The following is a 26051-nucleotide window of genomic DNA, read 5'->3' as shown; positions in this document are numbered from 1 at the left end:
GCGGATGCTACCCGCGGCCGATGCAGCCGAGAGGCATCGTTCGTAGCGTCGTAGGTATGGAGATCACTACCAGCGACCTCGGGCTCGCAGCCCGCGTCCAGCACCTGACCAAGTCCTATGGCACAGGCGAAGGCGCCGTCACAGCGCTCGATGACATCAGCGTCGGCATCCGTCGCGGACAGTTCACGGCGATCATGGGTCCCAGCGGCTCGGGCAAGTCCACGCTGATGCACATCATGGCCGGGCTGGATGCTCCGACCGAGGGGCGTGCCTGGATCGGCGATACCGACATCACTGGCCTGGGCGACCTTGATCTGACCATCCTGCGGCGTCGCCGCGTCGGCTTCATCTTCCAAGCGTTCAACCTGGTGCCGACTCTCGACGCTCTCGGCAACATCATGCTGCCGTTCGAGCTCGACGGGCGCAGGCCGACCGCGATCGAGCGCGCCCGTGTCAACGGCCTCATCGAGCGGCTCGGGCTCTCGACGCGGCTGAGCCATCGTCCGCACGAGCTCTCCGGAGGACAGCAGCAGCGCGTCGCAATCGCGCGTGCGCTCTCGACCGCCCCCGACCTCGTCTTCGCCGACGAGCCGACGGGGAACCTCGACTCGGCAACGGGCCGAGAGGTGCTGCAGTTGCTCGCCACGGCGAGCCGGGAGCATGGCCAGTCGATCGCGATGGTCACGCACGACGCGATCGCCGCGAGTCACGCCGACCGAGTGCTGTTCCTCGGTGACGGGCGTATCGTCGCCGATCATCCGCGGCAAAGCGCAGAGGAGATCTCGGCATACATGCTGGCAGCGGAGGTGGCGGCATGAGCGCGGTGGCGACATTCGTTCCCGAATCAACGTCCACCGGCCCGCGGTTCGGCTGGTTGCGCGATCGGGGGATGGGCGCCAGCATCCTGGTCGCGGCGCTTGCGTCGGCGTTCGGTGTTGTGCTCGTCGAGGCCACCGCATACATCGGCGTGATGCTGAGGTCGGATCCCTATATCGGCGACAGCGGCACGCTTGCCGTGGTCGTCTCGATCCTCACCGTGTTGCTTGTCGGCGTCGCGCTCTATGTCGCGGCGATCGTCACCGCCAATACCTTCTCGACGATCATCGCTGGCCGCACCAGGCGCATCGCCCTGATGAGGCTGATCGGCGCGAGCGCGCGCTCACAGCGAGCGGAAGTGGCCAGGCAGGGGCTTGTCGTCGGCGTGATCGGAGCCGTGCAGGGGCTGATTATTGGGCTGCTGCTCGCGGCATCCGGTGTGTATCTTGCCGAGAGGTTCCTCGGCCCCGTCTCCGACTTCACGATGGCTCAGCCGGCGATCTTCATTCCGGCGGTCGGTGTCGCTCTCACGACCTGGGCAGCGGCCTGGAGCGGTTCGCGCCGGGTGCTTGCGGTGACGCCGTTGCAGGCGATCGCCGGTTCCGTCGAGCGTTCGCACGAGGATGCTTCGGCACGCCCCACCCGGCACGTCGGGGCGCTGCTGTTGCTGCTCATCGGTGCCGCGCTGCTGGTGTTCGGAATCATGGTGGGTTTGGTCTCACCGCTGGGCGTCGTGATCGCGTTCTTCGGCGGACTGCTGTCGTTCACCGGACTGTCGGTCGGTGCGGTGCTCGTGATGCCGCCGGTGCTGAGGGTCGTCGGAGGCCTGTTCGGGCGTTCGGCGACGGCCAGGCTCGCTGCCGAGAATGCTCTACGGTATCCGGAGCGCTCGAGCCGCATGGCAATCGGCGTGGTGATGGGTGTGACGCTCGTGACGATGTTCGCCGTGGCCTTGGAATCAGTGAAAGTGCTGTTGGCGAAGGCTGCCGGCGGTGAGCTCGATCCGCAGTTTGCGGTAATCATGGACAGCTTCGCGGCCGTGATGATGGTGCTGGTCGGTATCTCGGCGGTCATCGCCGGAGTGGGGCTCGTGAATCTGCTGACGATCGGTGTCGTGCAGCGTCGACGAGAACTCGGGCTGCTGAGGGCGATCGGACTGTCGAATCGACAGGTGCGGCAGATGATCCTGCTGGAAGCGTTGCACATCACGATCGCGTCGACCGTGACTGGACTCGTGCTGGGGGTGCTGTACGGCTGGATCGCCGCGCAGTCCCTGCTGGGGTCGGTGCGGATGCCGCCGTTCTTCGAAGAGACAGCCGGCCTGGTCGCTCCCGCGGTGCCGTGGATTCCCGTTGTCGTGATCGTTGTCGCAACAGCGGTGCTCACGCTCGTCGCAGCGGCGGCACCGACGCGCCTCGCGACGCGAGTTGCTCCCGTCGAGGCGCTCGCCGTGGACTAGCCGCGGAACAGTCCTAGCCGGCGGCTAGCCGCGTTGACCGGAGCGTCAGTGGGTCTTCTGACTGAGCAGCTCGGCCGAGCGATCCCAGAGCTCGTGTGCGAGATCGCGATCGAGTGCCTGCGGGCTGTTCCGGCGTGCTGGCTTCCGCTTCTCGTAGTAGACCCCGGACTGCCACTCGGAGCCGGGCGTTGCCGTAGCCAGCCACACCAGTTGATCGGCACCCTTCTCGGGGCTCAACATCACTGCGCGTCCGAGGCGACTGTTGTAGAAGCGCTTCATGAAGCTCGCGCTTTCGGTGGCGAAGCCGGTGGCGACGAGACCGGGGTGGAATGCGGCAGCAGACAGCCCCTGTGCGTGGTATCTACGGTGAAGCTCGGTCGTGAACAGGATGTTCTCCAACTTTGCGGTTCCGTAGGCGAGTTGTGGCGTGAAATCGCGGTCGTGGTCGAGATCATCCATATCCACCCTGCCGAAGAGGCGTGCGCCCGCGCTGGAGGTCTGGATGACACTGGCGTTGCTCGCGACCAGCTTGTTCAGCAGGAGCGTGGTCAGCAGGAACGGGGCAAGGTGGTTGATCTGGAAGGTCTTCTCGAATCCGTCGATTGTCTTGGCGCGGTCACCGAAGATGCCACCCGCGTTGTTGGCGAGAACGTCGATGCGCGGATACGACGCATCGAGTTCTGCGGCGAGAGTCCGCACGTCCGTCAGGCGGGCGAAGTCAGCAACGAAGTGATCTGCGCCCAGTTCGTTGGCGACCGCCTCGGTCTTCTGCCGAGACCTGCCGACGATGACGATCCGGTGCCCGTCTCGATGCAGCTGACGGGCCGCAGCGGCACCGATGCCGTCGCTTGCTCCGGTTATCACGATGGTCTTAGGCATGACGTCCCTCTCGTTGCTCATCATGAGCAAGGCTACGAGAAGACGACCGCGTCATCGAGCCGGCGCCGTCGCTGAACTTCGCCGGCGCCGTCGCTGAACTTTCGTCGACGCCCCGTCTCCGCGTCGAGACCCCGTCGCAATTACGTGATTGCGACGGGATCTCGGCGGCAGGACGGGGCCGCGGTGATTCGAGCTCAGACGCGGTGCGGCTCGACGATCGACTTGATCGTCGCCGGGTTTGCGGTGGACTCCAGGGCGTCCTGAGCCTGTTCGAGAGTGAACGTGCCGGTGACCATTGCGTCGAGATCGACCTGTCCGGTGGCGGCGAGTGCGATCGCGGCCGGCCACGTGTTCGCGTAGCGGAAGACGCCGGTGAGAATCAGCTCGTGGGACTGGATTCGTCCCACGGGGAGCGCAAGCGTGCTCTGCCCCATGCCGACGAGCACCGCACGGCCGCCGGGGCGGAGCGCCTCGATGCCGCTCCACACGGCGGGTGCTGCCCCTGAAGCGTCGATGAACGAGTCGGCGTGCACGCTCGCGATCGCCGAAGCCTCGGTGCTCGGGTCGAGTACCGAGGTGGCGCCGAATTTCAGAGCGGAAGCGCGGCGCCCCTCGCTGATGTCGGTGACGATGATCTCGGCCGCACCGGCGGCACGCGCCACCTGCGCCAGTGCCAATCCGACCGGCCCCGCGCCGGTGATGAGAACTCGGTCGCCGAGTGCGATCTGCGCCTTGCGTGCGGATGCCACGGCGACGGAGAGCGGCTCCAAGAGCGCCGCGGCCCAATCGCTGACGGCATCCGGGATCTCGTGAGCGAAATGACTCTGGATCGTCACGTACTCCTGGAAGGCCCCATCGGTGCCGGGGATCGCGTAGAACTTCATCGCTGGGTCGAGGTTGTAGTCGCCACGCAGCGACTCCGCCGATTGCGTCGAAGGATGCTGCGGCTCCACCGAAACGCGCTGCCCGATCCGCGTCGGGCTGACGTGGGCTCCGACGGCGACGATGACTCCGCCGGACTCATGGCCGAGCACGAGGGGCCCGTCCAGCGCCCAGTCTCCGAGGTGGCCGTCCTTGTAGAAGTGCACGTCAGAGCCGCACACGCCGACCGCAGTGACACGTACGAGTACCTCGTCGGCCGCGGGGGTGGGCGTAGGACGTTGCTGCAGCACGACCTCGCCGGCCTTCAACAGCACGCTCGCGCGCATCGTCGGCGTCGGGAGGTGCGCGATGTCTTTATTAGTGCTGGCCACGATGCCTCTTCCTCATGTTCACATTCGAAGTTGACATCGGAATGTGATGTTTCTATGTTGAATATAACGTAGTTACGTGTCAAGATCACAGAGAACCTAACATAGGCCCGTGACGAAAGCCGATGGCGGCGAAAGCACAAACAGGAGCAAAGATGCGCGCAATTGTATTCACGTCCGAAGGCCAGCTGGCACTCGAGGAGCGTCCTACGCCGACGCCCGGATACAAAGAGATCCTCATTGAGACTGCTGCGGTCGGCATCTGCGGAACCGACACGCACGTGTTCGATGGCGAGTTCGAGGGAACGGTGTTCCCCTTGGTTCCCGGACACGAGGCGACCGGCACGATCGTCGCTCTCGGTGAGGGTGTGAACAGCGGCGTCTTCGACTTCAAGGTCGGCGACCACGTCGCGGTGAACCCGAGCACCACCTGCGGTGAGTGCGAGTTCTGTCTCAATGGCCACCAGAACCTCTGCCGTTTCTGGAACGGACTGGGTGTGGTCGCCTCTGACGGTGCGGCGCAGCAGTTCTTCACCGCACCAGCCGGCAACGTCTACAAGCTCAAGCCGGAAACAGACATCTATCAGGCAGCGCTCATCGAGCCGCTCGCGTGTGCGATCCGCGGGTGGGATGTTCTGCCGCGCCGCCTCGGCGATCACGTCTTGGTCTACGGCGCCGGGACCATGGGCCTGCTGATGGCGCAGCTCGCGGGAAAGGCTGGAGCCGCCACCGTCACGATCGTCGACCTCAACGCTGCCCGCCTCGAGACCGCTGCTGAGTGCGGGATCGAGCTGCGCTACACCAGCCCCGACGAAGCAGAGCGTGAGAAGTGGGATGTCGTCATCGACTGCACCGGAAACATTCGGGCGATCGAAGACGCACTCACCCGCGTGAAGCCAGCCGGGTTCTTCCAGGACTTCGGCGTTGCGCCAGCAGATCAGATGGCGAAGTTCTCGCCGTTCCGCGTTTACCGCGACGAGATCTCGATCGTCGGAACCATGGCGGTCCTCAACTCCTTCGGACGCGCCGTCGAGCTCTTCGAAGCAGGGGCGATCAACGCTCCGGCCATGATCAGCCACTCGTTCATTCTCGACGATTACTCAGATTCGCTGGATCTGTTCCGGCGGGGTGAGGGGCGCAAGCTCCAGATCCGTCCGAACGACACCGAATCGCGAGTGTTCCTGTGAGCGGGGCGACCAGCGCCACCACGTCGAAAGCGCCGCGCAAGAAGCTCTCTCCTGGTGCCAAACGCGGCGTCTGGATCGGCGTGATCGTTCTCGTCATCCTCGGTATCGTCCTGGGCACCAAGGCCGTCCCGAGTGACGATCCGCTTGCCCAGGGGGCCGTGGCGTTTGACCCGGCGACCTTCGGCGCGGACAACTTCCCCACTGTTCAGGAGGGAATCGTCGATCGTGCGACTCCTGCCGCTACGCTCGCCGAGGCCATCGCGGCAGATCCGGACGCCGCGGCCGCCGAGTACGCGGTTGCCAGCTCCGGAGGGCCCGTTTACAGCGTCAAGTTCACTGGCGTCGTTGGTGAAGGACAATCGGGCATCTATCCGGTGACCGTCGAGGGTGTGCCGAGCGACCTCCTCATCCGCGTGCAGACCGGCCCCGCCATCAACGGCACCGAACTGCGTGACGCGAGCGGGGATATCGAGTTCGGTCAGTTCAAGAACCAGATTGACTTCCAAAATGCTGCCGCTGCGCTCAACGAGCAGTTGAAGGTCGACGTTCTCGCAGACATCGATGCCTCAGCCCTTGCCGGCAAGACAGTCACAGTGACAGGTGCATTCACGATGGTGAACCCGGCCGGATGGCTGGTCACCCCGATCGAGATCGACGTCGAATGACTGACGCTCCCGGCTTCGACGACGTCGTCCTCGAAGCCCGAAACATTGTGAAGACGTACGGGGGAACCCGTGCGCTCAAAGGTGTGAACTTCGAGATCCGCAAGGGAACCGTCACGACGCTCTTCGGTGAGAACGGCGCCGGCAAATCCACGCTCATGAAGATTCTCTCCGGGGTGGAGCAGCCGACGTCGGGCGAGATCATCCTCGACGGTGAACCTGTCGTCTTTACCTCGACGACCGTTGCTCGAGACCGCGGCATATCGATCATCCACCAGGAACTCAGCCTGGCCCCGAACTTGTCAGTGCGCGACAACATCTTCATGGGTCGCGAGATCACCGGTCCGTTCGGGGTCGACTATGCGGAGGAAACTCGCCAGGCGAAGGCGCTTCTGCTCGATCTGCAGTTGCCGATCGAGCCGGACACCCTGGTCGCAGACCTTCGGGTCGGCCAGCAGCAGATCATCGAGATTGCTCGCGCGCTGTCGGTGAACTCTCGGATCCTCATCATGGACGAGCCCACATCGGCGCTCGCCGCCGCAGAGGTCGAGGTGCTGTTCGGGATCATCCGTGATCTGCTCGCTCGCGGTGTGGCGATCGTGTACATCTCTCACCATCTCGAGGAGGCGCTGGAGGTCACCGACCACGCTGTCGTCCTCCGCGACGGCGCGATGACTGCCAGGGGCCAGCGTGCTGACATCGACCTCGAGTGGATCGTCCGCAACATGGTGGGCGAGAACTTCGATCTGGGTTCACCACCCACCGGTTACGAATTCGGCGACACAGTGCTCAGCGTCAAGGGCCTCACGGTGCTTGACCGTGAGAACCCAGAGCGCGCGATCGTCAACGGGCTCGATCTCGACGTCAAAGCCGGCGAGATCGTCTGCATCTACGGTCTCATGGGGGCCGGGCGCACCGAGTTGCTCGAGGCCATTGCGGGCAAGGAGCCTGTCGCTGAGGGGGACATCCTTCTGGACGGTGAATCCATCCTCTCGAAGTCGATTGCGAGTCGCATCACCTCTGGCGTCGGTCTCGTCCCCGAGGACCGTCAGCGTGATGGGCTCGTGCAGACCTTCGATGTCGGCACGAACCTCACCCTCGCGAGCCTGGACAGCAGCCTTGTACGCGGAATGATCTCGCGCCGCGTGGAGAAGGCCCGATCGCAGGAGCTCATCAAGTCGGTCACCGTCAAGACGCCAGGGCCGGATCTCCCGATCGGCTCGCTGTCCGGCGGCAACCAGCAGAAGGTCGTGATCGGAAAGATCATCGCCACGAACCCCAGGGTCATGCTGCTCGACGAACCCAGCCGCGGGATCGACGTCGGAGCGAAGGGCGAAGTCTTCCGCCTACTCGCCGAGCGCGCACGCAGCGGCCTCGCGGTCGTCTATTCCACCTCCGAAGTGGGCGAATGCCTCAGCATCGCGCATCGGATCATCGTGATGCGACGTGGCCGGATCTCTGCCGAGTTCACGCCCGACGTTTCCAAAGACATGATCATGGCCGCCTCCGGCGAGGCCGTGGCCGCCTGAATCCCAGATCGGATCCGACAATGACGACGACAACGACCACTGCCATCGTGGCAGGTAAAAAGCAGTTCTCATTCACGAAGCTGCTTATTGAAGGGCGCGCCTTCCTCGCGCTCATTCTGATCATCATCGTGTTCTCAGTGATGTCGCCGAACTACTTCACGGTCGACAACATTCTGATCATGGCCTCCCACGTGGCCATCTACGCCCTCCTGGCACTTGGCATGCTGATGGTGATCCTGAACGGAGGAATCGACCTTTCGGTCGGATCCACTCTCGGGTTCTCCGCGGTCATCGCCGGCTTCCTCCTGCAGGGTGTTCCGATCAACTTCCTGGGGATGACGCTGTATCCGAACGTTCCCGTGGTGGTGCTGCTCTCGTGCGGCGTCGGCGCTCTCGTCGGACTCGTCAACGGCATCCTGGTCTCGAAGTTCAACGTCGCGCCCTTCGTCGCGACGCTCGGCATGCTCTATGTCGTTCGCGGCCTCGCACTGCTGATGACGAACGGGCTCACGATCAACAACCTGTCTGGCGCCCCCGAACTCGGAAACACCGGGTTCGACTGGCTCGGGTTCAACCGCATCCTGAACATTCCGATCGGCGTCATCATCATGGGCGTCGTCGCGTTGATCCTCGGTGTCGTGCTCGGGCGCTCGAAGTTCGGCCGCTGGCTGTACGCATCGGGCGGCAATGAGCGGGCAGCAGAACTGTCGGGTGTTCCTGTCAAGGCCGTCAAGATCTGGGTTTATGTGATCTCGGGCACGTGCGCCGCGATCGCAGGTCTCATTCTGGCGTCGACTCTGACGAGTGCGAGCCCGACGGCCGGTAACACCTACGAGCTGACCGCGATCGCTGCCGTCGTCATCGGAGGAGCTGCCCTCACCGGTGGCCGAGGCAACGTCCGCGGTACGCTGCTCGGCGCTTTCGTCATCGTCTTCCTCTCTGACGGTCTGGTCATTGTCGGCGTCTCCGCCTACTGGCAGATGGTCTTCATCGGTGCGGTCATCGTGATCGCCGTGCTGCTCAACACACTGCAGTACGGGCGTCGTCGTAAGCCCGCCGCTTCCAGCGCGGCTGCCCCCTCGTCGCCGGCGTCTGTCGATACCGCGACTCCCACAGCGTCGGAAAAGGATGCTTCGGCTACGGCCGAGCCCAAATCCTAACCACGAACTCGGCACCGACGAACGTTGCCGAGCCATCAAGAAAGGACACAATCACATGGTGCGCATGAAAGCACTTGCTGCCTTCGCAACTGCGGGCGTGCTCGTCCTCGGCCTCGCTGGCTGCGCCAGCGGCGGTGCGGACGAATCAGCCGAGCCGACCGATGGTGGAAGCGGTGACGGCGGAGGTCTCATCACGATCATCGTCAACGACCCGTCCAACCCGTACTGGAAGACCGAAGGCGACGTTGCCACGGCTGTTGCCGAAGAGCTGGGCTACGAGGCAACGGTGGGCGCTCACAAGGGCGACGCTAACACCGAGAACACGCTCATCGACACGGCCATCTCGAACAAGTCTGTCGCGATCATCCTCGACCCGGCGAACGCCGACGGTTCGATCGCTGCGGTGAAGAAGGCCAACGCGGCGGACATCCCGGTGTTCCTGGTGAACGCCGAGATCAACGAGACCGGTCTCGCGAAGGCGCAGCTTGTCTCGAACAACGCTCAGGGTGCTGCTCTCGGCGCTCAGGAGTGGGTCTCCGCGATGGGCGAGGCCGGCGAATATGTCGAGCTTTTCGGTGCCCCGGCAGACAACAACGCTCAGACGCGCTCGAACGGTTTCACGACCGTGATCAGCCAGTACCCCGAGCTCGTTCAGGTCGGCAAGGAAGTCGCCGACTGGGATCGCACCAAGGGTCACGACAAGATGCAGTCACTGCTGCAGGCCAACCCGAACATCAACGGTGTCATGGCAGGCAACGACGAGATGGCGCTCGGCGCGATCGCGGCGCTCAAGGAAGCAGGCAAGCTCGAGGGCATGGTCGTCGGTGGTTTCGACGGCGCACCTGACGCTGTAGAGGCTGTCATCTCTGGCGAGATGGCCTACACGGTGCTGCAGCCGGTCGCTGTCTTCGCCGAGGAAGCCGTTGTCCTGGCGGATACCTTCATCCGCACCGGCGAGGCTCCTGCGGAGGAGAAGCAGTCCTTCGACTGCATCCTCATCACGGCGGACAACGCTGCCAACATGACGGCGCCGTTCACCTACACGCCCTGATCGGCTGAGTAACATCTCGCGCGAACCTGCGCGAAACAGCGGGGGCGGGAGCCTGCCGGCATCCGCCCCCGCATTTTCACCCCAAGACCGAGAGACACTATGAGCTACGTTGTGAATGACCCAGCGGCCTTCGCCGATGAATCCACTCTCGGATTCATTGCGGCGAACAAGGCTCTCGTGCGGCGCGTGACCGGTGGCGTCGCACGTCGATCGGCAACGCCGGACGGACAGGTCGCGATCGTCGTCGGCGGTGGATCCGGTCACTACCCCGCCTTTGCCGGCCTTGTCGGCGCGGGGCTCGCGCACGCTGCGGCATTGGGCAACGTCTTCGCATCGCCGAGCAGCCAGCAGGTCTATTCCGTCGCCAAATCTGTGGCGACGAAGGCCGGAGTTCTCCTGAGTTACGGGAACTACGCCGGCGACGCATTGAACTTTGATCTCGCGCAGCGCAGGCTGATCGCCGAGGGCATTCCCTGCCGTACGGTGCGCGTGACTGATGACATCTTCAGCGCCTCGGCGGAGGAGCGAGAGAAGCGCCGCGGAATCGCGGGAGATCTTGCGATCTTCCGAGCTGCGGCATGGGCCGCCGAGCAGGGGCTCGACCTAGACGCTGTCGCCGCGATCGCCGGCCGTGCGAACGAGCGAACACGCTCCATCGGCGTCGCCTTCTCAGGGTGCACTCTCCCCGGAGCATCCGAGCCGCTATTCACTGTCCCGGCCGGGCAGATGGCGGTCGGAATGGGCATTCACGGCGAACCTGGCATCGAGATGAGGCCCTTGCCCACCGCGCGCGAGATGGCGGAGTTCCTCGTCGAGAGTCTGCTCTCAGAACTCCCGGACGGCGTCTTGCTCGAGGGTGCCAAGGTAGGCATCATTCTGAACGGCCTCGGCGCAGTGAAGTCAGAGGAGCTGTTCGTCATCTACGGCACTGTTGCCGCAGAGCTGGAAGCCGCCGGGATTACCGTGGTCGACCCTGAAGTCGGCGAGCTCGTCACCAGCTTCGAGATGGCCGGTGTCTCGCTGACTGCTTTCTGGCTCGACGACGAGCTCGAGGCGGCGTGGACCTCGCCCGCATACGCCCCGGCGTACCGCAAGGGCGTTGTGGCGCGTGGGGATGCGATTGATATCGCCGACGAGGCTATGGACGAGACTTTTGCCGCCGTGGGCGACGCCTCTGCCGCTTCGGTAGCAAGCGGGCAGCACGTGGCCACGGTCATCGAAGCAATTCGGGTGGTCATCGATCGCGAGGCCGACGAGCTGGGACGGCTCGATGCCATCGCCGGTGATGGTGACCACGGCATCGGAATGAAGCGCGGTTCGCGCGCCGCTGCTGCGGCGGCGGCGGAAGCGGTCAAGCGCGGCGCGGGGGCTGGTACCGTGCTTACGATCGCCGGAGATGAGTGGGCCGACAAAGCAGGTGGCACCTCTGGCGCGCTGTGGGGCGCCGGGCTCCGCGCGGTAGGCGAGACGATCGGCGATCAAGATGCTCCGGATGCCGGAAGTGTCGCCGCCGGAGTCGAAGCTGCTCGTGCGGCGATCCAGGACTTCGGAAAGGCGATTGTCGGGGACAAGACCCTCGTCGACGCGCTGGTTCCTTTCGTAGAGACGCTGGCAGCGCGGGTGGCCGATGGAGCCGGACTCGCTGCGAGCTGGACGGATGCCGCAGCAGCAGCGAACGCCGCGGCCGACGCGACGGCAGACCTGCTGCCGCGGATGGGACGGGCCCGCCCGCACATGCAGAAGAGCCTCGGCACCCCTGACCCCGGTGCGATCTCGCTCGCGCTGGCGATGACCGCGGCATCCGCCGTGCTGAACGATGTCGCGCAGAACAGTGCAGAACCGAAGGAGAACTCATGACCGCTCAGTGGCGCATTGTCGTCGGATCCGACGACGCAGGATTCCAGTACAAGGAAGCACTCAAGGCCGACCTGGAGAATGACCCGCGCGTGGCGTCGGTCATCGACGTGGGAGTGGATGCGGACGGGCACACTGCTTACCCTCGTGTGGCGATCGCTGCGGCTGAGAAGATCCGTGCGGGTGAGGTCGACCGTGCTCTGCTCGTCTGCGGTACCGGCCTCGGTGTCGCGATCGCAGCCAACAAGGTGCCAGGTATCCGTGCGGTCACCGCGCATGACAGCTACAGCGTCGAGCGCAGCGTGCTCAGCAACAATGCTCAGGTCCTGACCTTCGGACAACGCGTCGTCGGCCTTGAGCTCGCGCGTCGCCTGGCGAAGGAATGGCTCGGCTACGTCTTCGATGAGAGCTCTGCCTCTGCTGAAAAGGTCGCTGTCATTGAGGAGTACGAACAGACAGGTACCTGTGAGTGACCAGTCGACGGCTTCCGGGAGACCGGCATCCGAACGGCCGGTGATTCTCGGGGTGAGTCTGAAGCTGTACCTCGACATCGCTCAGACCTCGCAGTGGGCGCGTGACGTCGCTGTGATCGCACGCGAGCATGAAGCGGTGCAGAGCGGCGCAGTCAAACTGTTCGCGCTGCCCTCTTTGCCGGCGCTTCCTGCTGTGCGCGCTGCGCTGACAGGCAGCGAAGTGGCGTGGGGTGCGCAGGATCTCCACTGGGAGGATCGCGGCCCGTTCACCGGTGCGATCAGTGGCACGGATCTCGCCGCTGTCGGCTGCAGTGTCGTGGAAGTCGGTCACGCCGAGCGACGGCACGTGTTCGGCGAGAGCGACGAGGTGGTCAAGCGCAAGCTGGAAGCAGCCTTCCGCAACGGATTGACACCGGTGTTTTGTGTCGGCGAGCAGGAGGAGATGTCGGCGGATGCCGCGGCCGCGGAGTGCATCGCTCAGCTCGATGCGGCGCTCGACTCCGCACTCGACGCTGCATTCGCGCACTCTGATCCCGATCAGCAGGATCTCGCCAGTGAGCTGATTGTCGCTTACGAACCGGAATGGGCGATCGGCAGGGCAGAACCGGCGTCGGTGGAGCATGTCATCGCTGTAGCGGGAGCATTGCGCGCACGGCTGGCTTCCGAATCATCGTTGCGTTCCTCCTGGGTGATCTACGGTGGCAGCGCGCAGCGCGGCACCCTGACCGCCCTTGGTGACAGCGTCGATGGGCTCTTCCTCGGTCGTTTCGCCCATGACCCAGAGGATCTCGCTCACATCATTGACGAAGCCGCCGCGCTACGGTGAATGGCGGGAGGTCGAATTCGATGGACAGCGCGATAGATGACGACGAGACCGCGGCGAGTGAATCGCGGCAGAGTCGACAGCTGACACGCCAGCGCGCCATCACTGAGGCTGTCATGGCCGAAGGTTCGGTTCGGATCGAACAGCTTGCGGAGCGCTTCGATATCAGCGTCATGACGGTGCACCGTGACCTCGACGACCTCGAGGGGCGCGGGCTCCTGCGCAAGAACCGGGGAGTCGCCACCGCGCTGTCGACGGCACTCGTTGAGTCCTCCGACGTGTACCGGTCGGGTCGAGAGGGCACTCAGAAAGAGGCGATCGCACACGCCGCGCTCGAATTCATTGAGCCGGGGCAGGCAATCATGCTTGATGATTCGACCACCGCGATGCACCTCGTCCCGCATCTGAGGGCGAAGCGGCCGCTGACGGTGATCACCCACACGCTCACGATCATGGATCAGCTCCGTGGCGCCAATGGCATCACCCTGCTGGGGCTGGGCGGTGAATATCACAACTGGTGCAGCTCGTTCATGGGGCACATCACCACCACCGCCATCAAGGCGATGCGTGCCGACCTGTTCATCATGTCCACAGCGGCGATCTCCGATGACGTCGCCTTCCATCAGACGCTGGAGACGGTGGATGTCAAGCGCGCCATGTTCGATTCTTCGATGAAGCGGATCCTTCTGGCTGACAACACGAAGTTCGACAAGCGGGCGCTGCACGCACTGTTGCCGCTGACCGAGTTCGATGCTGTCATCGTCGATGCAGACACAGACGTGAGCCATATTTCTCGTCTGCGCGACAAGGGCGTCGAGGTCGTAGTTGCGCGCCGAGTGTCGGCTGTGCGCTGAGCTGAGCGGTCCGTACTCGCGAGTCCCCGGCCATAGGCTGGAGTGATGTCGCAGCCGTTCGATCAGTCCTCGTATCAAGTCCGCCACGAGTGGGGAGTCGCGGGTCTTCAGCGACTCGCGCCAGCCGATATCGTCGTGGTCGTGGACGTGCTGCGTTTCTCGTCGACGGTGACGGATGCCGTGGCATCTGGGCGCACAGTCTCATTGACGGATGCCGTGGGCTGGTCGCGCAACGGCGCAGCCACGGCCGCTGCCGCAGCGGAAACCGGTGCGACCGTGCTGCTCGGGTCGCTGCGCAACGCCTCTGCCGTCGCGCGCACCGTGCTCGAGATCCAGAATCGCCGCCAGCAGCGCACCTCAGTCGCCGTGATCGCGGCAGGCGAGCTCACAGATGCCGGAGAGCTCCGCTTCGCCGTTGAAGATCAGCTCGGTGCGGGAACGATCATCGCGGCTCTCAGCGATCTGGGTGCCGACCACACTTCGCCGGATGCCGCGGCAGCATGTGAGTCGGCCAGGGGGCTGCGCCGGGCGATGAGGCATCTGCTCACCGCATCCGGGTCTGGCAAAGAAATCGCGGACGGTGTCGACGCGACTGCACGCATCGAGGCGGCCGGCCTCATCCCGACCGAGACAGCCGCAGCCGCCGAGGTTGATGCGAGCGATGCCGTGCCGGTCCTCGTGGATGGCGTCTTCGTCGCGTTCGAGGCTTAATCGCGCGGCATCTGCGCGGCGAGCCGCACGGCCGCGCTGATCTCGCGGCGCACCCAGCTGAAGGCGAATCGCGCATCGAACGCCCGTGAGCACTTCGCGCATGACGTCGGCCGGTTCGGCTGCCGGTGTCTGTACGTCACGTGGCCTGCAGGGCAGGTGCCGACCCACGGTGCCAGCTCTTCCGCCGTCTCACCGCGGTGCGTCGTGCCCCCGACGTAGCCGAGGTCGCCGGCGATGCGCTTCCATTTCGCACCGTGCGCAGCCCGGTGCCCGGCGAGTGCATGCGCGACTTCATGCAGCAGCACCTGATGGATCTCATCGTCTTCGAACCTGGCGGCGAGATAGCGCGAGACGGTGATCCGTTTCGCGCGAAAATCGCACTGCCCGGCGCGACGCTTTGCATGGTCGAAACCGAACGACCAGGATTCGTCAAGGTGCAACCGGATCAGCGCTTCGCCCCAGATGCGCACACGGTCAAGTTCCGCCATGCGCCAAGGCTAAATCATCCCGCCGACATTACGCGACAGGTGACGAAAACCGTGCCGGTCAGCCCGAGATGAGCTGCCCGCTGCTGCGCTTCTGCGCGGCTTCGATCGCCAGCAGTGCGGTCTCAAGTTCCTGGTCGGGGGCGCCGGTCTCTCGACGCAGAAAAAGCGCGCGCTTGAAACTTTCGCGCGCAGCGTCGTAGTCGCCGGCGTCATAGGCATTCTTGCCGTGATGCTGGTGCGCGAACGCCGCGATCGATGCCCAGCCCTGACCTTCGGCTTCCGTCGCGCACGTCGTGAGTTCCTGCTCGGCTGCCGCGTAGGCACCGCGGTATTGCAGGATCGTCGCGTGCAGCACGCGCGAGCGCAGCACATCTTTGCGGGTGCCGGCCATTCGCGCCACCCGCACCGACTCGTCAGACAGCGTGAGCGCTTCATCCAGACGGTCGAGGACCTTCAGCAGCCAGACGCGTTCCAGCAGCGCAGGCAGGCTCCGCTGTGACTCGATCTCGGCCAACCGGTCGGCGCATTCGCGCTGATCGACCTGTTCCCGAAGAGTCTCTGAGTCGTAACCCCTGATGTAACCCATGTGCTCTCCTCTCGCAGCGCTCCTCTCAGTGTGCCTGTCAGTTCAGCGGACTGACGGTTGGCGCGCCCCGGACAGCGATTTCAGCGCAGGAAGATCGACGCGTCAGGCTTCGGGGATGCCACGGCGTCCGCATCGGTGACGATCCGCGCACCCTTCGCGAACGCTTCTACTTCCGCATCCTGAGCGATCTTCGCCGGGTGGGGGCCCGCTGCCAGCATCCGCGGCAGCCATTCGGTGGGTAGGGGAGAAGCGGATGCCGCGACCACAAGGTTCCCGAATCGACGGCCCTTGAGCACCTGGGTGTCGGCGAGCAGCGCGACTTCTGGAAGCACCTGTGCGACGGTCGCGACCTGACGCCTGGCGAACGCGAGGCCCGGACCGTCGGCGACGTTGATGAGCAGCACTCCGGTGGGAGCGAGCAGGGCGCGCAGTTCGGTGTAGAACTCGACGCTGGTCAGGTGCGCCGGCGTCTGAGCGCCGGAATATACATCCGAGACGACAAGGTCGCATGCGCCGACGAGTGCGGCTGGAAGCTTCTTCACACCCTCGCGGGCATCACCGATGCGGATGCGGATCGATGCTCCGCGCGGCAGCGGAAGGTGCTCGCGGACGAGAGTGGCGAGAGGGGCTTCCAGCTCGATCACCTGCTGCCGAGAACCCGGCCGCGTCGCTTCGATGTAGCGCGGCACAGTCAGCGCACCTGCGCCGAGATGCACGGCGGTGAGAGCCTCGCCGGGAGAGGTCAGCTGATCGATCACTGCACCCATTCGCACGACGTACTCGAAGTGCAGATGTGTGGGGTCGTCGAGGTCGACGTGTGACTGGGGCGTGTCATCGACGATGAGCTCGAACCCGCTCGTGTACTCCGAGGGGATGATCCGCGCGATACCGCCGTGATCGAGGCGGGCCTCAGGATGCTCGGTGTCCTTCGCGCGCGTTCTGCCCATGCTCTTGAGCCTACGACGTGCCGGGGCGGCACTGATCAGGTCACGCAACGTTACCGAGCTGATACCGGATCGCAACATGGATGGGTTTGGATTCCAGGAGCGGGCTGGGTAGCGTCGAATCATCACCGTGATGAGAGCGACGACGCTCTCAGCACGCGCAATGAAGCGCCCCACAGGGAAGGTACACAGCATGCTCCACTCATCCATGCGCCGGCGAGGACTCATCGCCGTCACCGGAACCGCGATCGCAGCGCTACTGCTCGCGGGTTGCGTAGCCAGCGATCGCGGCGACGACACAGGCGAGCCCGCTGAGGGCGCGGGGGACGTCGACGGCACATTCGTCTTCGCCGCGTCATCAGACCCGGCCAGCCTCGACCCGGCCTTCGCTCAGGACGGCGAGACATTCCGCGTCTCACGTCAGATCTTCGAAGGACTCGTCGGCACCGAGCCCGGCACCGCTGACCCCGCCCCGCTGCTCGCCGAGTCGTGGGAGCCGTCTGAGGACAACATGGCGTACACCTTCGCGCTGAAGGAGGATGTCACCTTCCAGGACGACACCCCGTTCAACGCTGAAGCGGTCTGCTACAACTTCGACCGTTGGTTCAACTGGGAGGGCCTCGCCGCTTCTGAGGCGTTCGGCTACTACTACAGCAAGCTCTTCCACGGGTATGCGTCCAACGCCGCCGATGCCGTCTACAAGTCCTGCACCCCGGACGGCGACTACTCGGTCACCATCGAGCTGAACAAGCCGTTCGCCGGCTTCATCCCCTCCCTCTCGCTGCCCGCATTCTCGATGCAGAGCCCGTCCGCCCTTGCTGAGTTCGAAGCGGATGCCGTGAGCGGCTCCGCCGAGGCGCCTCAGATGTCCGAGTATGCGATGGGGCATCCCGTCGGTACCGGGCCGTACCAGTTCGACTCCTGGGCGCCAGGTGAGAACGTCACGCTGACGAGCTACGACGGCTACTGGGGCGACAAGGGTCAGATCAACGAGATCATCTTCCGCACGATCGATGACCCGACGGCGCGCCGCCAGGCGCTCGAGTCCGGCTCCATCGACGGCTACGACCTCGTCGGTCCCGCCGACACCGCTGCCCTCGACGAGGACGGCTTCACCATGGTGCCGCGCCCGCCGTTCACGATCCTCTACCTGGCATTCAACCAGGCGATTCCTGCACTGCAGGACCCGAAGGTGCGCGAGGCGCTGTCCTACGCAATCGACAAGGACGCCCTGATCACTCAGGTTCTGCCTGAAGGCACTGAGAAGGCCATCGAGTTCATGCCGGACTCTGTCAACGGCTACAACCCGGACGTCACGACGTACGACTACGACCCCGAGAAGGCCAAGGCGCTGCTTGCTGAGGCAGGATACGACGAGGCCAACCCGTTGGCGCTTGACTTCAACTACCCCGTCAACGTGTCGCGTCCATACATGCCAGACCCCGAGCAGATCTTCACCGTGCTGTCCACGCAGCTCGCCGAGGTCGGCGTCGAGACCACTCCGGTCTCCGAGGAATGGGTCGAGTACCTCGACCGCACCACCGGCACCCCTGACCACGGCATCCACCTGCTGGGGTGGACCGGCGACTACAACGACACAGACAACTTCGTCGGTGTGTTCTTCGGCGCGCAGAGCTCGGAGTGGGGCTTCGACAACCCGGAGCTCTTCCAGAAGCTCGCTGATGCCCGCGGGGTTTCTGACCTCGACGAGCAGAGCGCACTGTACGAGGAGATCAACGAGGACGTCGCAACGTTCATCCCCGGAGTGCCGCTCGCGCACCCCGCTCCCACGCTGGCGTTTGACCCGCGTGTGGAGAGCTACCCGGCCAGCCCGGTGAACGACGAGGTCTTCACAGACATCGTCCTCACCAAGTAGGGCTCACTCGGTGTGACACCCCTCCGACCAGACTGATCGGAGGGGTGTCGTGCCGCACCTGAAAAGCTGGGAGATACCTCTTGCTGCGTACCATCGGCAGGCGACTGCTGTTCCTCATTCCCACACTGATCGGCCTGAGCATCCTGCTCTTTGCCTGGGTCAGGGCCCTTCCAGGCGGCCCGGCCGTTGCTCTTCTCGGCGAGAAGGCGACACCGGATGCGATCGCCAGAGTCAACGAACTTTACGGCTTCAACAAGCCGCTCCTTGAGCAGTACTTCATCTGGGTCGGCCGGCTCGTGCAGGGTGATTTCGGCGCATCGATCCAGACGAACCGTCCGGTGCTCGAGGAGTTCCTCCGCCGGTTCCCTGCAACGATCGAGCTGTCTATCGCGGCGCTCATCTTCGCGGTGGGCGTCGGCGTCCCGTTGGGCTACTGGGCCGCTCGACGGCACGGGAAGCTCACCGACCATGCCTCCGTGGTGCTGAGCCTGATCGGCATCACGATCCCGGTGTTCTTCCTGGCATTCATCCTGAAGTACGTCTTCGCCGTGCAGCTGGGCTGGTTGCCCTCCGACGGCCGCCAGAATCCAAGGATCGACGCCACTCATCCGACCGGGTTCTACGTCTGGGACGGCATCATCACTGGGGAGTTCGACGCCTCATGGGATGCCATCCTGCACCTCGTTCTGCCGGCGCTGGCATTGGGCACGATCCCCCTGGCGATCATCGTACGCATCACCAGGGCGAGTGTCCTCGAGGTGCAGAACGCCGACTACGTGCGCACCGGCCGGGCGAAGGGCGTCGCCCCGGCGACGCTGCGGAATCGCTTCATCCTCCGTAACTCCATGTTGCCCGTGATCACCACGATCGGGCTGCAGACGGGACTGCTGATCTCCGGCGCGGTGCTCACCGAGACGGTGTTCGCCTTCCCTGGCATCGGCGCTTTCCTTGCGAGAGCGATCTTCACCAGGGACTTCCCGGTGTTGCAGGGGTTCATCATCTTCATCGCGATCGCATATGCGTTGATCAACCTGGCTGTTGATGTTTCCTACAGCCTGATCGACCCGAGAGTGAGGGTCCAATGAGTGCAGTTCTTCCCCCAGCCCAAGGCGGCGGGATCATCGATACCGTCGCTGTCGCACAGGCGGAGCTCAAGGACGGATCCGGCGGGTTCTGGCAGGACGTCTTCCGCCGCATCCGTCGCAACCCGACCGCATGGGCTGGCGCGGTGATCGTCGTGCTGTTCATACTCGTCGCGGCCTTCGCGTCGCTTCTCGCTCCGTACCCGGAGACGGCGCTGCCCGGCGCGAAGTTCATCACGCCGACGCACATTCCAGGGCCGGGCGAGCTGCCAGAATTCCCCCTGGGGCTTGACCGGTTCGGCGGCGACGTGCTCTCCAAACTCATCTGGGGTGCGCGGGCGTCTTTGCTGGTCGGTGTCATCTCCACAGCCCTTGGCTTGGTCGGCGGCATGATTCTCGGACTCGTCGCCGGCACATTCGGCGGCTGGGTCGACACGGTCATCATGCGCATCGTCGACATCATCCTGTCGGTTCCGAACCTGCTCCTCGCCGTCTCGATCGCTGCGATCCTCGGGCAGACTCCGTACGCGGTGATGATCGCCATCGGAGCATCCCAGGTGCCGATCTTCGCCAGGCTGCTGCGCGCATCCATGCTGCAGCAGCGCACATCTGACTACGTGCTCTCCGCACAGACCCTGGGTCTGGGTCGCGGCAGGATCACGATGTCGCATGTCCTGCCGAACGCGGTCGGACCGGTCATCGTGCAGGGCACGCTAACGTTGGCGACCGCCGTGATCGACGCGGCGGCGCTCTCCTTCCTCGGCCTCGGTGGAGGACGGCCGGAGACGGCTGAATGGGGGCGGATGCTCACGTACGCGCAGAGCGAGCTGGCGATCGCGCCGTGGCTGGCATTCTTCCCTGGCATCTGCATTGCGGTCACCGCGCTCGGCTTCACCCTCTTCGGTGAAGCTCTGCGTGAGGCCATGGATCCGAGAACGAGGGCACGCTGATATGTCGAAGGAACAGAACATGAGCACCGCTCCGCTGCTATCGGTCCAGGGCCTCGCGGTCGACTTCTCGACGTTGGACGGTCCCGTCCATGCGGTCGAAGGCGTTGATCTGGAGATCTCACCGGGCGAGACGGTCGCCATCGTAGGCGAGTCTGGCTCTGGAAAGTCGACGACAGCGATGGCGATCATCGGCCTCCTCGCTGGCGGAGGGCGCATCGCGTCCGGCAGCATCCGCCTCGATGGGCGGGAGATCACGCACGCGTCAGAGCACGAGATGCGTGCGATCCGTGGGCGCGACATCGGTCTTGTTCCGCAGGACCCGATGTCGAACCTCAACCCGGTTGCCAAGATCGGCACGCAGGTTGCTGAGACGTTGCTCGCCCACGGGCTCGCCACGCGCCGGAACGTGACAGAGAAGGTCGTCGAAGCGCTGGAAGCCGCCGGGCTTCCTGATGCCGCGAAGCGGGCCAAACAGTATCCGCACGAGTTCTCCGGCGGTATGCGCCAGCGCGCGCTGATTGCGATCGGCCTGGCATGTAAACCGCGCCTGCTGATCGCCGATGAACCGACGAGCGCCCTGGATGTCACGGTGCAGCAGACGATCCTCGACCAGCTCGGCGCGATGACCCGTGAGCTCGGTACGGCTGTGCTGCTGATTACGCACGACCTGGGATTGGCCGCAGAGCGGGCTGAGCGCGTCATCGTGATGCACCGAGGAAAGGTTGTGGAGCAGGGCTCTGCCCGTCAGATCCTGGAAGACCCACAACACCCGTACACGCAGTCGCTGGTGGCGGCTGCGCCGTCGGTCGCCGTCGCGCGCCTCCAGCCGCAGGCGTTCGTCTCTTCGACGAAAGATAAAGCAGCCGCGGCATCCGACAACATCGTCGAGATCAAGAACCTCACCAAGGTCTATCCTGTGCGTGGCCAGCGTGAGGATTTCATCGCCGTGAAGGATGTCTCGCTCGTGATCCCACGCGGGGAGACGGTGGCGATTGTGGGGGAGTCCGGCTCGGGCAAGACCACGACGGCACGGATGCTGCTGAAGGTGATCGAGCCGACCAGTGGCCTCATCACGTACGAGGGCAAAGACATCTCCTCGCTCAGTCGAGCAGAGACCCGTGACTTTCGACAGCGTGTGCAGCCGATCTTCCAGGATCCGTATTCGAGCTTGAACCCGATGTTCACGATTGAGCGTCTGATTCAGGAGCCATTGGACTTCTACAAGCGTGGCAGCAGCGCAGAGCGGCGGGCGCGCGTCCGCAAGTTGCTTGCGGACGTGGCACTGCCGCAATCGATGCTGCGTCGGTATCCGTCTGAACTGTCGGGCGGTCAGCGTCAACGTGTCGCGATCGCCAGGGCATTGGCTCTCTCACCCGATCTGATCGTCTGCGACGAACCGGTCTCCGCGCTCGACGTGCTGGTGCAGGACCAGATCCTCACACTGCTCGGCGATCTGCAGAGCGAGTACGGACTCAGCTATCTGTTCATCTCGCATGACCTCGCCGTCGTGCGGCTGATCAGTGACTACGTGTGCGTGATGAAAGACGGCGCACTCGTGGAAGCGGCATCCAGCGAAGAGATCTTCACGAACCCGCGCGATCCGTACACCAGACGCCTGCTGGCATCCATCCCGGGCAACGAACTGAACATCGCCTCTTAGTCGGCTCTGAGGGCGGGGAAGGCGGATGCCATTACCGCAGGTTTCGGAATTGGTCAAGGATCCCGCTTGCCATGTCGCGAAATCCGACGTATAGTTGTTCTTTGCGCCTCGGTTCTCCCTGCCCTCATATGGTGGTCGGCAGTTGTTGAGTAAACGAGTGCGCACTCACCTGACGACAAAGGAATCGAGAAGCCCTGCGGGGCTCACGGAGGTTATTCCCTTGGCTGCTGCTCGCAACGCATCCACATCCACCACCAACAAGAACGGGCGCGGCGTATCGCGGCTCTCGTTCGCCAAGATCTCCGACACGTTGGAGGTCCCTGACCTCCTCGCGCTGCAGACCGAGTCGTTCGACTGGCTCGTTGGCAACGAGACCTGGAAGGCCCGCCTCGCTGAAGGCAAGAAGGCCGGCCGCACGGATCTCAATGAGTTCAGCGGTCTGGAGGAGATCTTCGAGGAGATCTCTCCGATCGAAGACCTCAGCGAGACCATGCAGCTGAGTTTCACCAACCCGTACCTCGAGCCTGAGAAGTACTCGATCGATGAGTGCAAGGAGCGCGGCAAGACATACGCCGCGCCACTGTACGTCGAGGCCGAGTTCATGAACCACCTCACCGGTGAGATCAAGACTCAGACCGTCTTCATGGGTGACTTCCCGTTGCAGACGCTGCGGGGAACCTTCATCATCAACGGCACCGAGCGTGTCGTCGTCTCGCAGTTGGTCCGCTCACCGGGTGTCTACTTCGACAAGTCCCCGGACAAGACCTCTGACAAGGACATCGTCTCCGCTCGCGTGATCCCGAGCCGTGGTGCATGGCTCGAGTTCGAGATCGACAAGCGCGACCAGGTCGGCGTGCGCATCGACCGCAAGCGCAAGCAGTCCGTCACCGTGTTCCTCAAGGCGCTCGGCATGACCAGCGAAGAGATCCTCGTTGAGTTCGCCGGCTACCCCTCGATCGAGGAGACGCTGGCCAAGGACACCATCCTCACCAAGGAAGACGCGCTTCGCGACATCTATCGCAAGCTTCGTCCGGGCGAGCAGGTTGCCGCTGAGGCTGCCCGCGCTCTGCTGGACAACTTCTACTTCAACTCGAAGCGCTATGACCTCGCGAAGGTCGGTCGTTACAAGATCAACCAGAAGCTGGGCCTGAACCAGCCGCTGGACTCTTCGGTGCTGACCGTCGAAGACATCGTCGGGACCATCAAGTACCTCGTGCGTCTGCACCGTGGCGACGAGACCTTCGAAGGCCTCCGCAGCGGCAAGAAGGCCGAGATCCGGATGTCAACTGACGACATCGACAACTTCGGTAACCGTCGCATCCGCGCTGTCGGCGAGCTCATCCAGAACCAGGTCCGTACGGGTCTTTCCCGCATGGAGCGCGTCGTTCGCGAGCGCATGACCACGCAGGACATCGAGGCCATCACGCCGCAGACCCTGATCAACGTGCGCCCCGTCGTCGCCGCGATCAAGGAGTTCTTCGGAACGTCGCAGCTGTCGCAGTTCATGGACCAGAACAACCCGCTCGCGGGCCTGACGCACAAGCGTCGCCTTTCGGCGCTGGGCCCCGGTGGTCTGTCTCGTGACCGCGCAGGCGTCGAGGTGCGTGACGTTCACCCGTCGCACTACGGCCGCATGTGCCCGATTGAAACTCCTGAAGGCCCGAACATCGGCCTGATCGGCTCGCTCGCAACCTTCGCGCGCATCAACGCCTTCGGATTCATCGAGACCCCGTACCGTCGCGTTGTCGATGGCAAGGTCACCGATGACATCGACTACCTGACCGCGTCTGAGGAGAACGACTTCATCGTCGCTCAGGCCAACGCCGGTCTCAAGGCCGACGGCCGCTTCCGTGACGCACGTGTTCTGGCCCGCCGCCCCGGTGGCGAGGTCGACATGTTCGAGCCGACCGAAATCGGCTACATGGATGTCTCCCCGCGCCAGATGGTGTCGGTAGCAACCTCGCTCGTGCCGTTCCTCGAGCACGATGACGCGCAGCGCGCGCTCATGGGCGCCAACATGCAGCGTCAGGCTGTGCCGCTGCTGCGCAGCGACTCGCCGTTGGTCGGAACCGGTATGGAGGGCTACGCAGCCATCGACGCCGGCGACGTCATCAGCGCCGCGAAGCCTGGTGTCGTCACCGAGGTCTCCGCAGACCGCGTGGTCGTGCAGCTCGACGAGGGTGGAACCCAGGAGTACTACCTCCGCAAGTTCGACCGCTCCAACCAGGGCACCTCCTACAACCAGAAGGTCGTCGTCTCTGCCGGCGAACGTGTCGAGGTCGGCGAGATCATCGCTGATGGCCCCGCCACCGAGAACGGCGAGCTCGCGCTCGGTAAGAACCTTCTGGTCGCGTTCATGACGTGGGAAGGCTACAACTTCGAGGATGCGATCATCCTCAGCCAGGACCTGGTGAAGGACGACACTCTCTCCTCGATTCACATCGAAGAGTACGAGGTCGACTCCCGCGACACGAAGCTCGGCAAGGAGGAGATCACCCGTGACCTCCCCAACGTCAGCCCCGAGTTGCTGAAGGACCTCGACGAGCGCGGCATCATCCGCATCGGCGCCGAGGTTCGCCCCGGCGACATCCTCGTCGGCAAGGTCACGCCGAAGGGCGAGACCGAGCTGAGTGCCGAGGAGCGCTTGCTGCGTGCGATCTTCAACGAGAAGAGCCGTGAGGTTCGCGACACTTCGCTGAAGGTTCCCCACGGTCAGCAGGGCACGATCATCGCTGTCAAGGAGTTCAACGCTGAAGATGGCGACGACGAACTCGGCAGTGGCGTCAACCGCCGCGTCGTGGTCTACATCGCCCAGAAGCGCAAGATCACCGAGGGTGACAAGCTCGCCGGTCGTCACGGCAACAAGGGTGTCATCGCGAAGATCCTTCCGATCGAGGACATGCCGTTCCTTCCGGACGGTACTCCGGTCGACATCGTCCTGAACCCGCTCGGTATTCCTGGACGAATGAACTTCGGACAGGTGCTGGAGACCCACCTCGGGTGGATCGCCAAGCAGGGCTGGAAGGTCGAAGGCAACCCGGATTGGGCTTCGACTCTGCCGAAGGCCGCATTCGAGGCTGCTCCAGGCACCAAGGTTGCGACCCCGGTGTTCGATGGCGCGGAGGAGCACGAGATCGCAGGTCTCCTCGACTCCACGCTGCCGACACGTGACGGCGTACGCCTGATCGACTCGACCGGTAAGACGCAGATGTTCGACGGCCGCTCCGGCGAGCCGTTCCCTGCGCCGATCTCGGTGGGCTACATGTACATCCTGAAGCTCCACCACCTCGTCGACGACAAGATTCACGCGCGTTCGACCGGTCCGTACTCGATGATCACCCAGCAGCCGCTCGGTGGTAAGGCGCAGTTCGGTGGACAGCGTTTCGGTGAGATGGAAGTGTGGGCCCTCGAGGCCTACGGTGCGGCATACGCACTCCAGGAGCTCCTCACGATCAAGTCCGACGACATCCTCGGCCGCGTCAAGGTCTACGAGGCGATCGTCAAGGGCGAGAACATCCAGGAGCCTGGCATCCCCGAGTCGTTCAAGGTGCTCATGAAGGAGATGCAGTCGCTCTGTCTGAACGTCGAGGTCCTCTCGGCAGACGGCACGACGGTCAACCTCCGCGACACCGATGATGAAGCATTCCGCGCAGCGGAAGAGCTCGGTATCAACATCTCCAGCCGATTCGAGTCCGCCTCGATCGACGAGATCTGACGCTTCGACAGCGTCCGATTTCGCAGAATTTTTATTGAGACA

At 64.1% G+C, this 26051-nt stretch carries 22 protein-coding genes; 17 read left to right on the top strand and 5 right to left on the bottom strand.

The window, feature by feature from the left end; genetic code table 11:
- Positions 1 to 56: 56 nt before the first annotated feature.
- Both AC1C2Q_RS05090 and AC1C2Q_RS05085 read left to right on the top strand, forming a co-directional pair.
- Positions 57 to 818 (top strand): ABC transporter ATP-binding protein, encoded by a 762-nt coding sequence (locus tag AC1C2Q_RS05090; RefSeq protein ID WP_495429955.1) that lies wholly within the window; start codon positions 57 to 59, stop codon positions 816 to 818.
- Positions 815 to 2275 carry an ABC transporter permease gene (locus AC1C2Q_RS05085; protein WP_495449237.1) on the top strand — a complete coding sequence of 487 codons (1461 nt, stop codon included), beginning with the start codon at positions 815 to 817 and terminating at the stop codon, positions 2273 to 2275. Before AC1C2Q_RS05090 ends, AC1C2Q_RS05085 begins: the two co-directional genes overlap by 4 nt.
- A 45-nt stretch (positions 2276 to 2320) precedes the next feature.
- Here AC1C2Q_RS05085 and AC1C2Q_RS05080 read toward each other — a convergent pair whose 3' ends face one another.
- Together AC1C2Q_RS05080 and AC1C2Q_RS05075 are read right to left on the bottom strand one after the other, a co-directional pair.
- Positions 2321 to 3175 (bottom strand): SDR family NAD(P)-dependent oxidoreductase, encoded by an 855-nt coding sequence (locus AC1C2Q_RS05080; protein ID WP_495449236.1) that lies wholly within the window; start codon positions 3173 to 3175, stop codon positions 2321 to 2323.
- 173 nt (positions 3176 to 3348) lie between these two features.
- Entirely contained in the window at positions 3349 to 4407 is a 1059-nt protein-coding gene (locus tag AC1C2Q_RS05075; RefSeq protein WP_495449235.1) for an NAD(P)-dependent alcohol dehydrogenase, read from the bottom strand.
- 152 nt (positions 4408 to 4559) lie between these two features.
- On the opposite strand from AC1C2Q_RS05075, the gene AC1C2Q_RS05070 reads away from it, so the two are divergent.
- The 10 genes from AC1C2Q_RS05070 (at position 4560) to AC1C2Q_RS05025 (ending at position 14708) form a co-directional block, all read left to right on the top strand.
- A complete protein-coding gene (locus tag AC1C2Q_RS05070; protein ID WP_495449233.1) occupies positions 4560 to 5591 on the top strand; it encodes a zinc-dependent alcohol dehydrogenase family protein in 1032 nt (343 codons plus the stop codon).
- Positions 5588 to 6256, top strand: coding sequence for a DUF2291 family protein (locus tag AC1C2Q_RS05065; RefSeq protein WP_495449232.1), 669 nt, complete (start codon positions 5588 to 5590; stop codon positions 6254 to 6256). The genes AC1C2Q_RS05070 and AC1C2Q_RS05065 overlap by 4 nt, the downstream gene beginning before the upstream one ends.
- Positions 6253 to 7782 carry a sugar ABC transporter ATP-binding protein gene (locus AC1C2Q_RS05060; protein WP_495449231.1) on the top strand — a complete coding sequence of 510 codons (1530 nt, stop codon included), beginning with the start codon at positions 6253 to 6255 and terminating at the stop codon, positions 7780 to 7782. Before AC1C2Q_RS05065 ends, AC1C2Q_RS05060 begins: the two co-directional genes overlap by 4 nt.
- A gap of 20 nt (positions 7783 to 7802) precedes the next feature.
- Positions 7803 to 8942: an ABC transporter permease gene (locus AC1C2Q_RS05055; RefSeq protein WP_495449230.1), complete on the top strand. Its 1140-nt coding sequence runs from the start codon at positions 7803 to 7805 to the stop codon at positions 8940 to 8942.
- Between the two features lie 55 nt (positions 8943 to 8997).
- Positions 8998 to 9993 (top strand): D-ribose ABC transporter substrate-binding protein, encoded by a 996-nt coding sequence (locus AC1C2Q_RS05050; RefSeq protein ID WP_495429947.1) that lies wholly within the window; start codon positions 8998 to 9000, stop codon positions 9991 to 9993.
- 99 nt (positions 9994 to 10092) lie between these two features.
- On the top strand, positions 10093 to 11850 hold the full coding sequence (locus tag AC1C2Q_RS05045) for a dihydroxyacetone kinase family protein (RefSeq protein ID WP_495449229.1): 1758 nt from the start codon (positions 10093 to 10095) through the stop codon (positions 11848 to 11850).
- A complete protein-coding gene (locus AC1C2Q_RS05040) occupies positions 11847 to 12320 on the top strand; it encodes a ribose-5-phosphate isomerase (protein ID WP_495429945.1) in 474 nt (157 codons plus the stop codon). Before AC1C2Q_RS05045 ends, AC1C2Q_RS05040 begins: the two co-directional genes overlap by 4 nt.
- Positions 12313 to 13146, top strand: a complete 834-nt coding sequence (locus AC1C2Q_RS05035; protein ID WP_495449228.1) for a triose-phosphate isomerase family protein — start codon at positions 12313 to 12315, stop codon at positions 13144 to 13146. The genes AC1C2Q_RS05040 and AC1C2Q_RS05035 overlap by 8 nt, the downstream gene beginning before the upstream one ends.
- A 20-nt stretch (positions 13147 to 13166) precedes the next feature.
- The gene (locus AC1C2Q_RS05030; RefSeq protein ID WP_495449227.1) at positions 13167 to 13997 is read left to right on the top strand and encodes a DeoR/GlpR family DNA-binding transcription regulator; all 831 of its coding nucleotides are present in this window, start codon (positions 13167 to 13169) and stop codon (positions 13995 to 13997) included.
- A gap of 45 nt (positions 13998 to 14042) precedes the next feature.
- The gene (locus AC1C2Q_RS05025) at positions 14043 to 14708 is read left to right on the top strand and encodes a 2-phosphosulfolactate phosphatase (RefSeq protein ID WP_495449226.1); all 666 of its coding nucleotides are present in this window, start codon (positions 14043 to 14045) and stop codon (positions 14706 to 14708) included.
- On the opposite strand, the gene AC1C2Q_RS05020 is transcribed toward AC1C2Q_RS05025, so the two are convergent.
- The 3 genes from AC1C2Q_RS05020 to AC1C2Q_RS05010 form a co-directional block, all read right to left on the bottom strand.
- The gene (locus tag AC1C2Q_RS05020) at positions 14705 to 15196 is read right to left on the bottom strand and encodes a SprT-like domain-containing protein (protein ID WP_495429941.1); all 492 of its coding nucleotides are present in this window, start codon (positions 15194 to 15196) and stop codon (positions 14705 to 14707) included. The two genes, AC1C2Q_RS05025 and AC1C2Q_RS05020, sit on opposite strands and share 4 nt — an antisense overlap.
- Positions 15197 to 15254: 58 nt before the next feature.
- Complete coding sequence (locus AC1C2Q_RS05015) at positions 15255 to 15782, bottom strand: hypothetical protein (RefSeq protein ID WP_495429940.1); 528 nt, start codon at positions 15780 to 15782, stop codon at positions 15255 to 15257.
- 80 nt (positions 15783 to 15862) lie between these two features.
- Positions 15863 to 16729 (bottom strand): spermidine synthase, encoded by an 867-nt coding sequence (locus AC1C2Q_RS05010; RefSeq protein WP_495429939.1) that lies wholly within the window; start codon positions 16727 to 16729, stop codon positions 15863 to 15865.
- Between the two features lie 190 nt (positions 16730 to 16919).
- On the opposite strand from AC1C2Q_RS05010, the gene AC1C2Q_RS05005 reads away from it, so the two are divergent.
- The 5 genes from AC1C2Q_RS05005 to rpoB all read left to right on the top strand — a co-directional run bounded on the left by AC1C2Q_RS05005 (position 16920) and on the right by rpoB (position 26009).
- Positions 16920 to 18602 (top strand): ABC transporter substrate-binding protein, encoded by a 1683-nt coding sequence (locus tag AC1C2Q_RS05005; RefSeq protein ID WP_495429938.1) that lies wholly within the window; start codon positions 16920 to 16922, stop codon positions 18600 to 18602.
- An 80-nt stretch (positions 18603 to 18682) separates the two neighbouring features.
- Positions 18683 to 19687, top strand: coding sequence for an ABC transporter permease (locus AC1C2Q_RS05000; RefSeq protein WP_495429937.1), 1005 nt, complete (start codon positions 18683 to 18685; stop codon positions 19685 to 19687).
- Positions 19684 to 20634, top strand: a complete 951-nt coding sequence (locus AC1C2Q_RS04995) for an ABC transporter permease (RefSeq protein WP_495449225.1) — start codon at positions 19684 to 19686, stop codon at positions 20632 to 20634. The genes AC1C2Q_RS05000 and AC1C2Q_RS04995 overlap by 4 nt, the downstream gene beginning before the upstream one ends.
- A 19-nt stretch (positions 20635 to 20653) precedes the next feature.
- Positions 20654 to 22294: an ABC transporter ATP-binding protein gene (locus tag AC1C2Q_RS04990; protein WP_495449224.1), complete on the top strand. Its 1641-nt coding sequence runs from the start codon at positions 20654 to 20656 to the stop codon at positions 22292 to 22294.
- 220 nt (positions 22295 to 22514) lie between these two features.
- The gene (gene rpoB, locus AC1C2Q_RS04985; protein WP_495429934.1) at positions 22515 to 26009 is read left to right on the top strand and encodes a DNA-directed RNA polymerase subunit beta; all 3495 of its coding nucleotides are present in this window, start codon (positions 22515 to 22517) and stop codon (positions 26007 to 26009) included.
- Positions 26010 to 26051: the final 42 nt, after the last annotated feature.

The organism is Microbacterium sp. Y356 (assembly GCF_059445355.1).
This window is presented reverse-complemented; position numbering and strand designations above follow the sequence as displayed.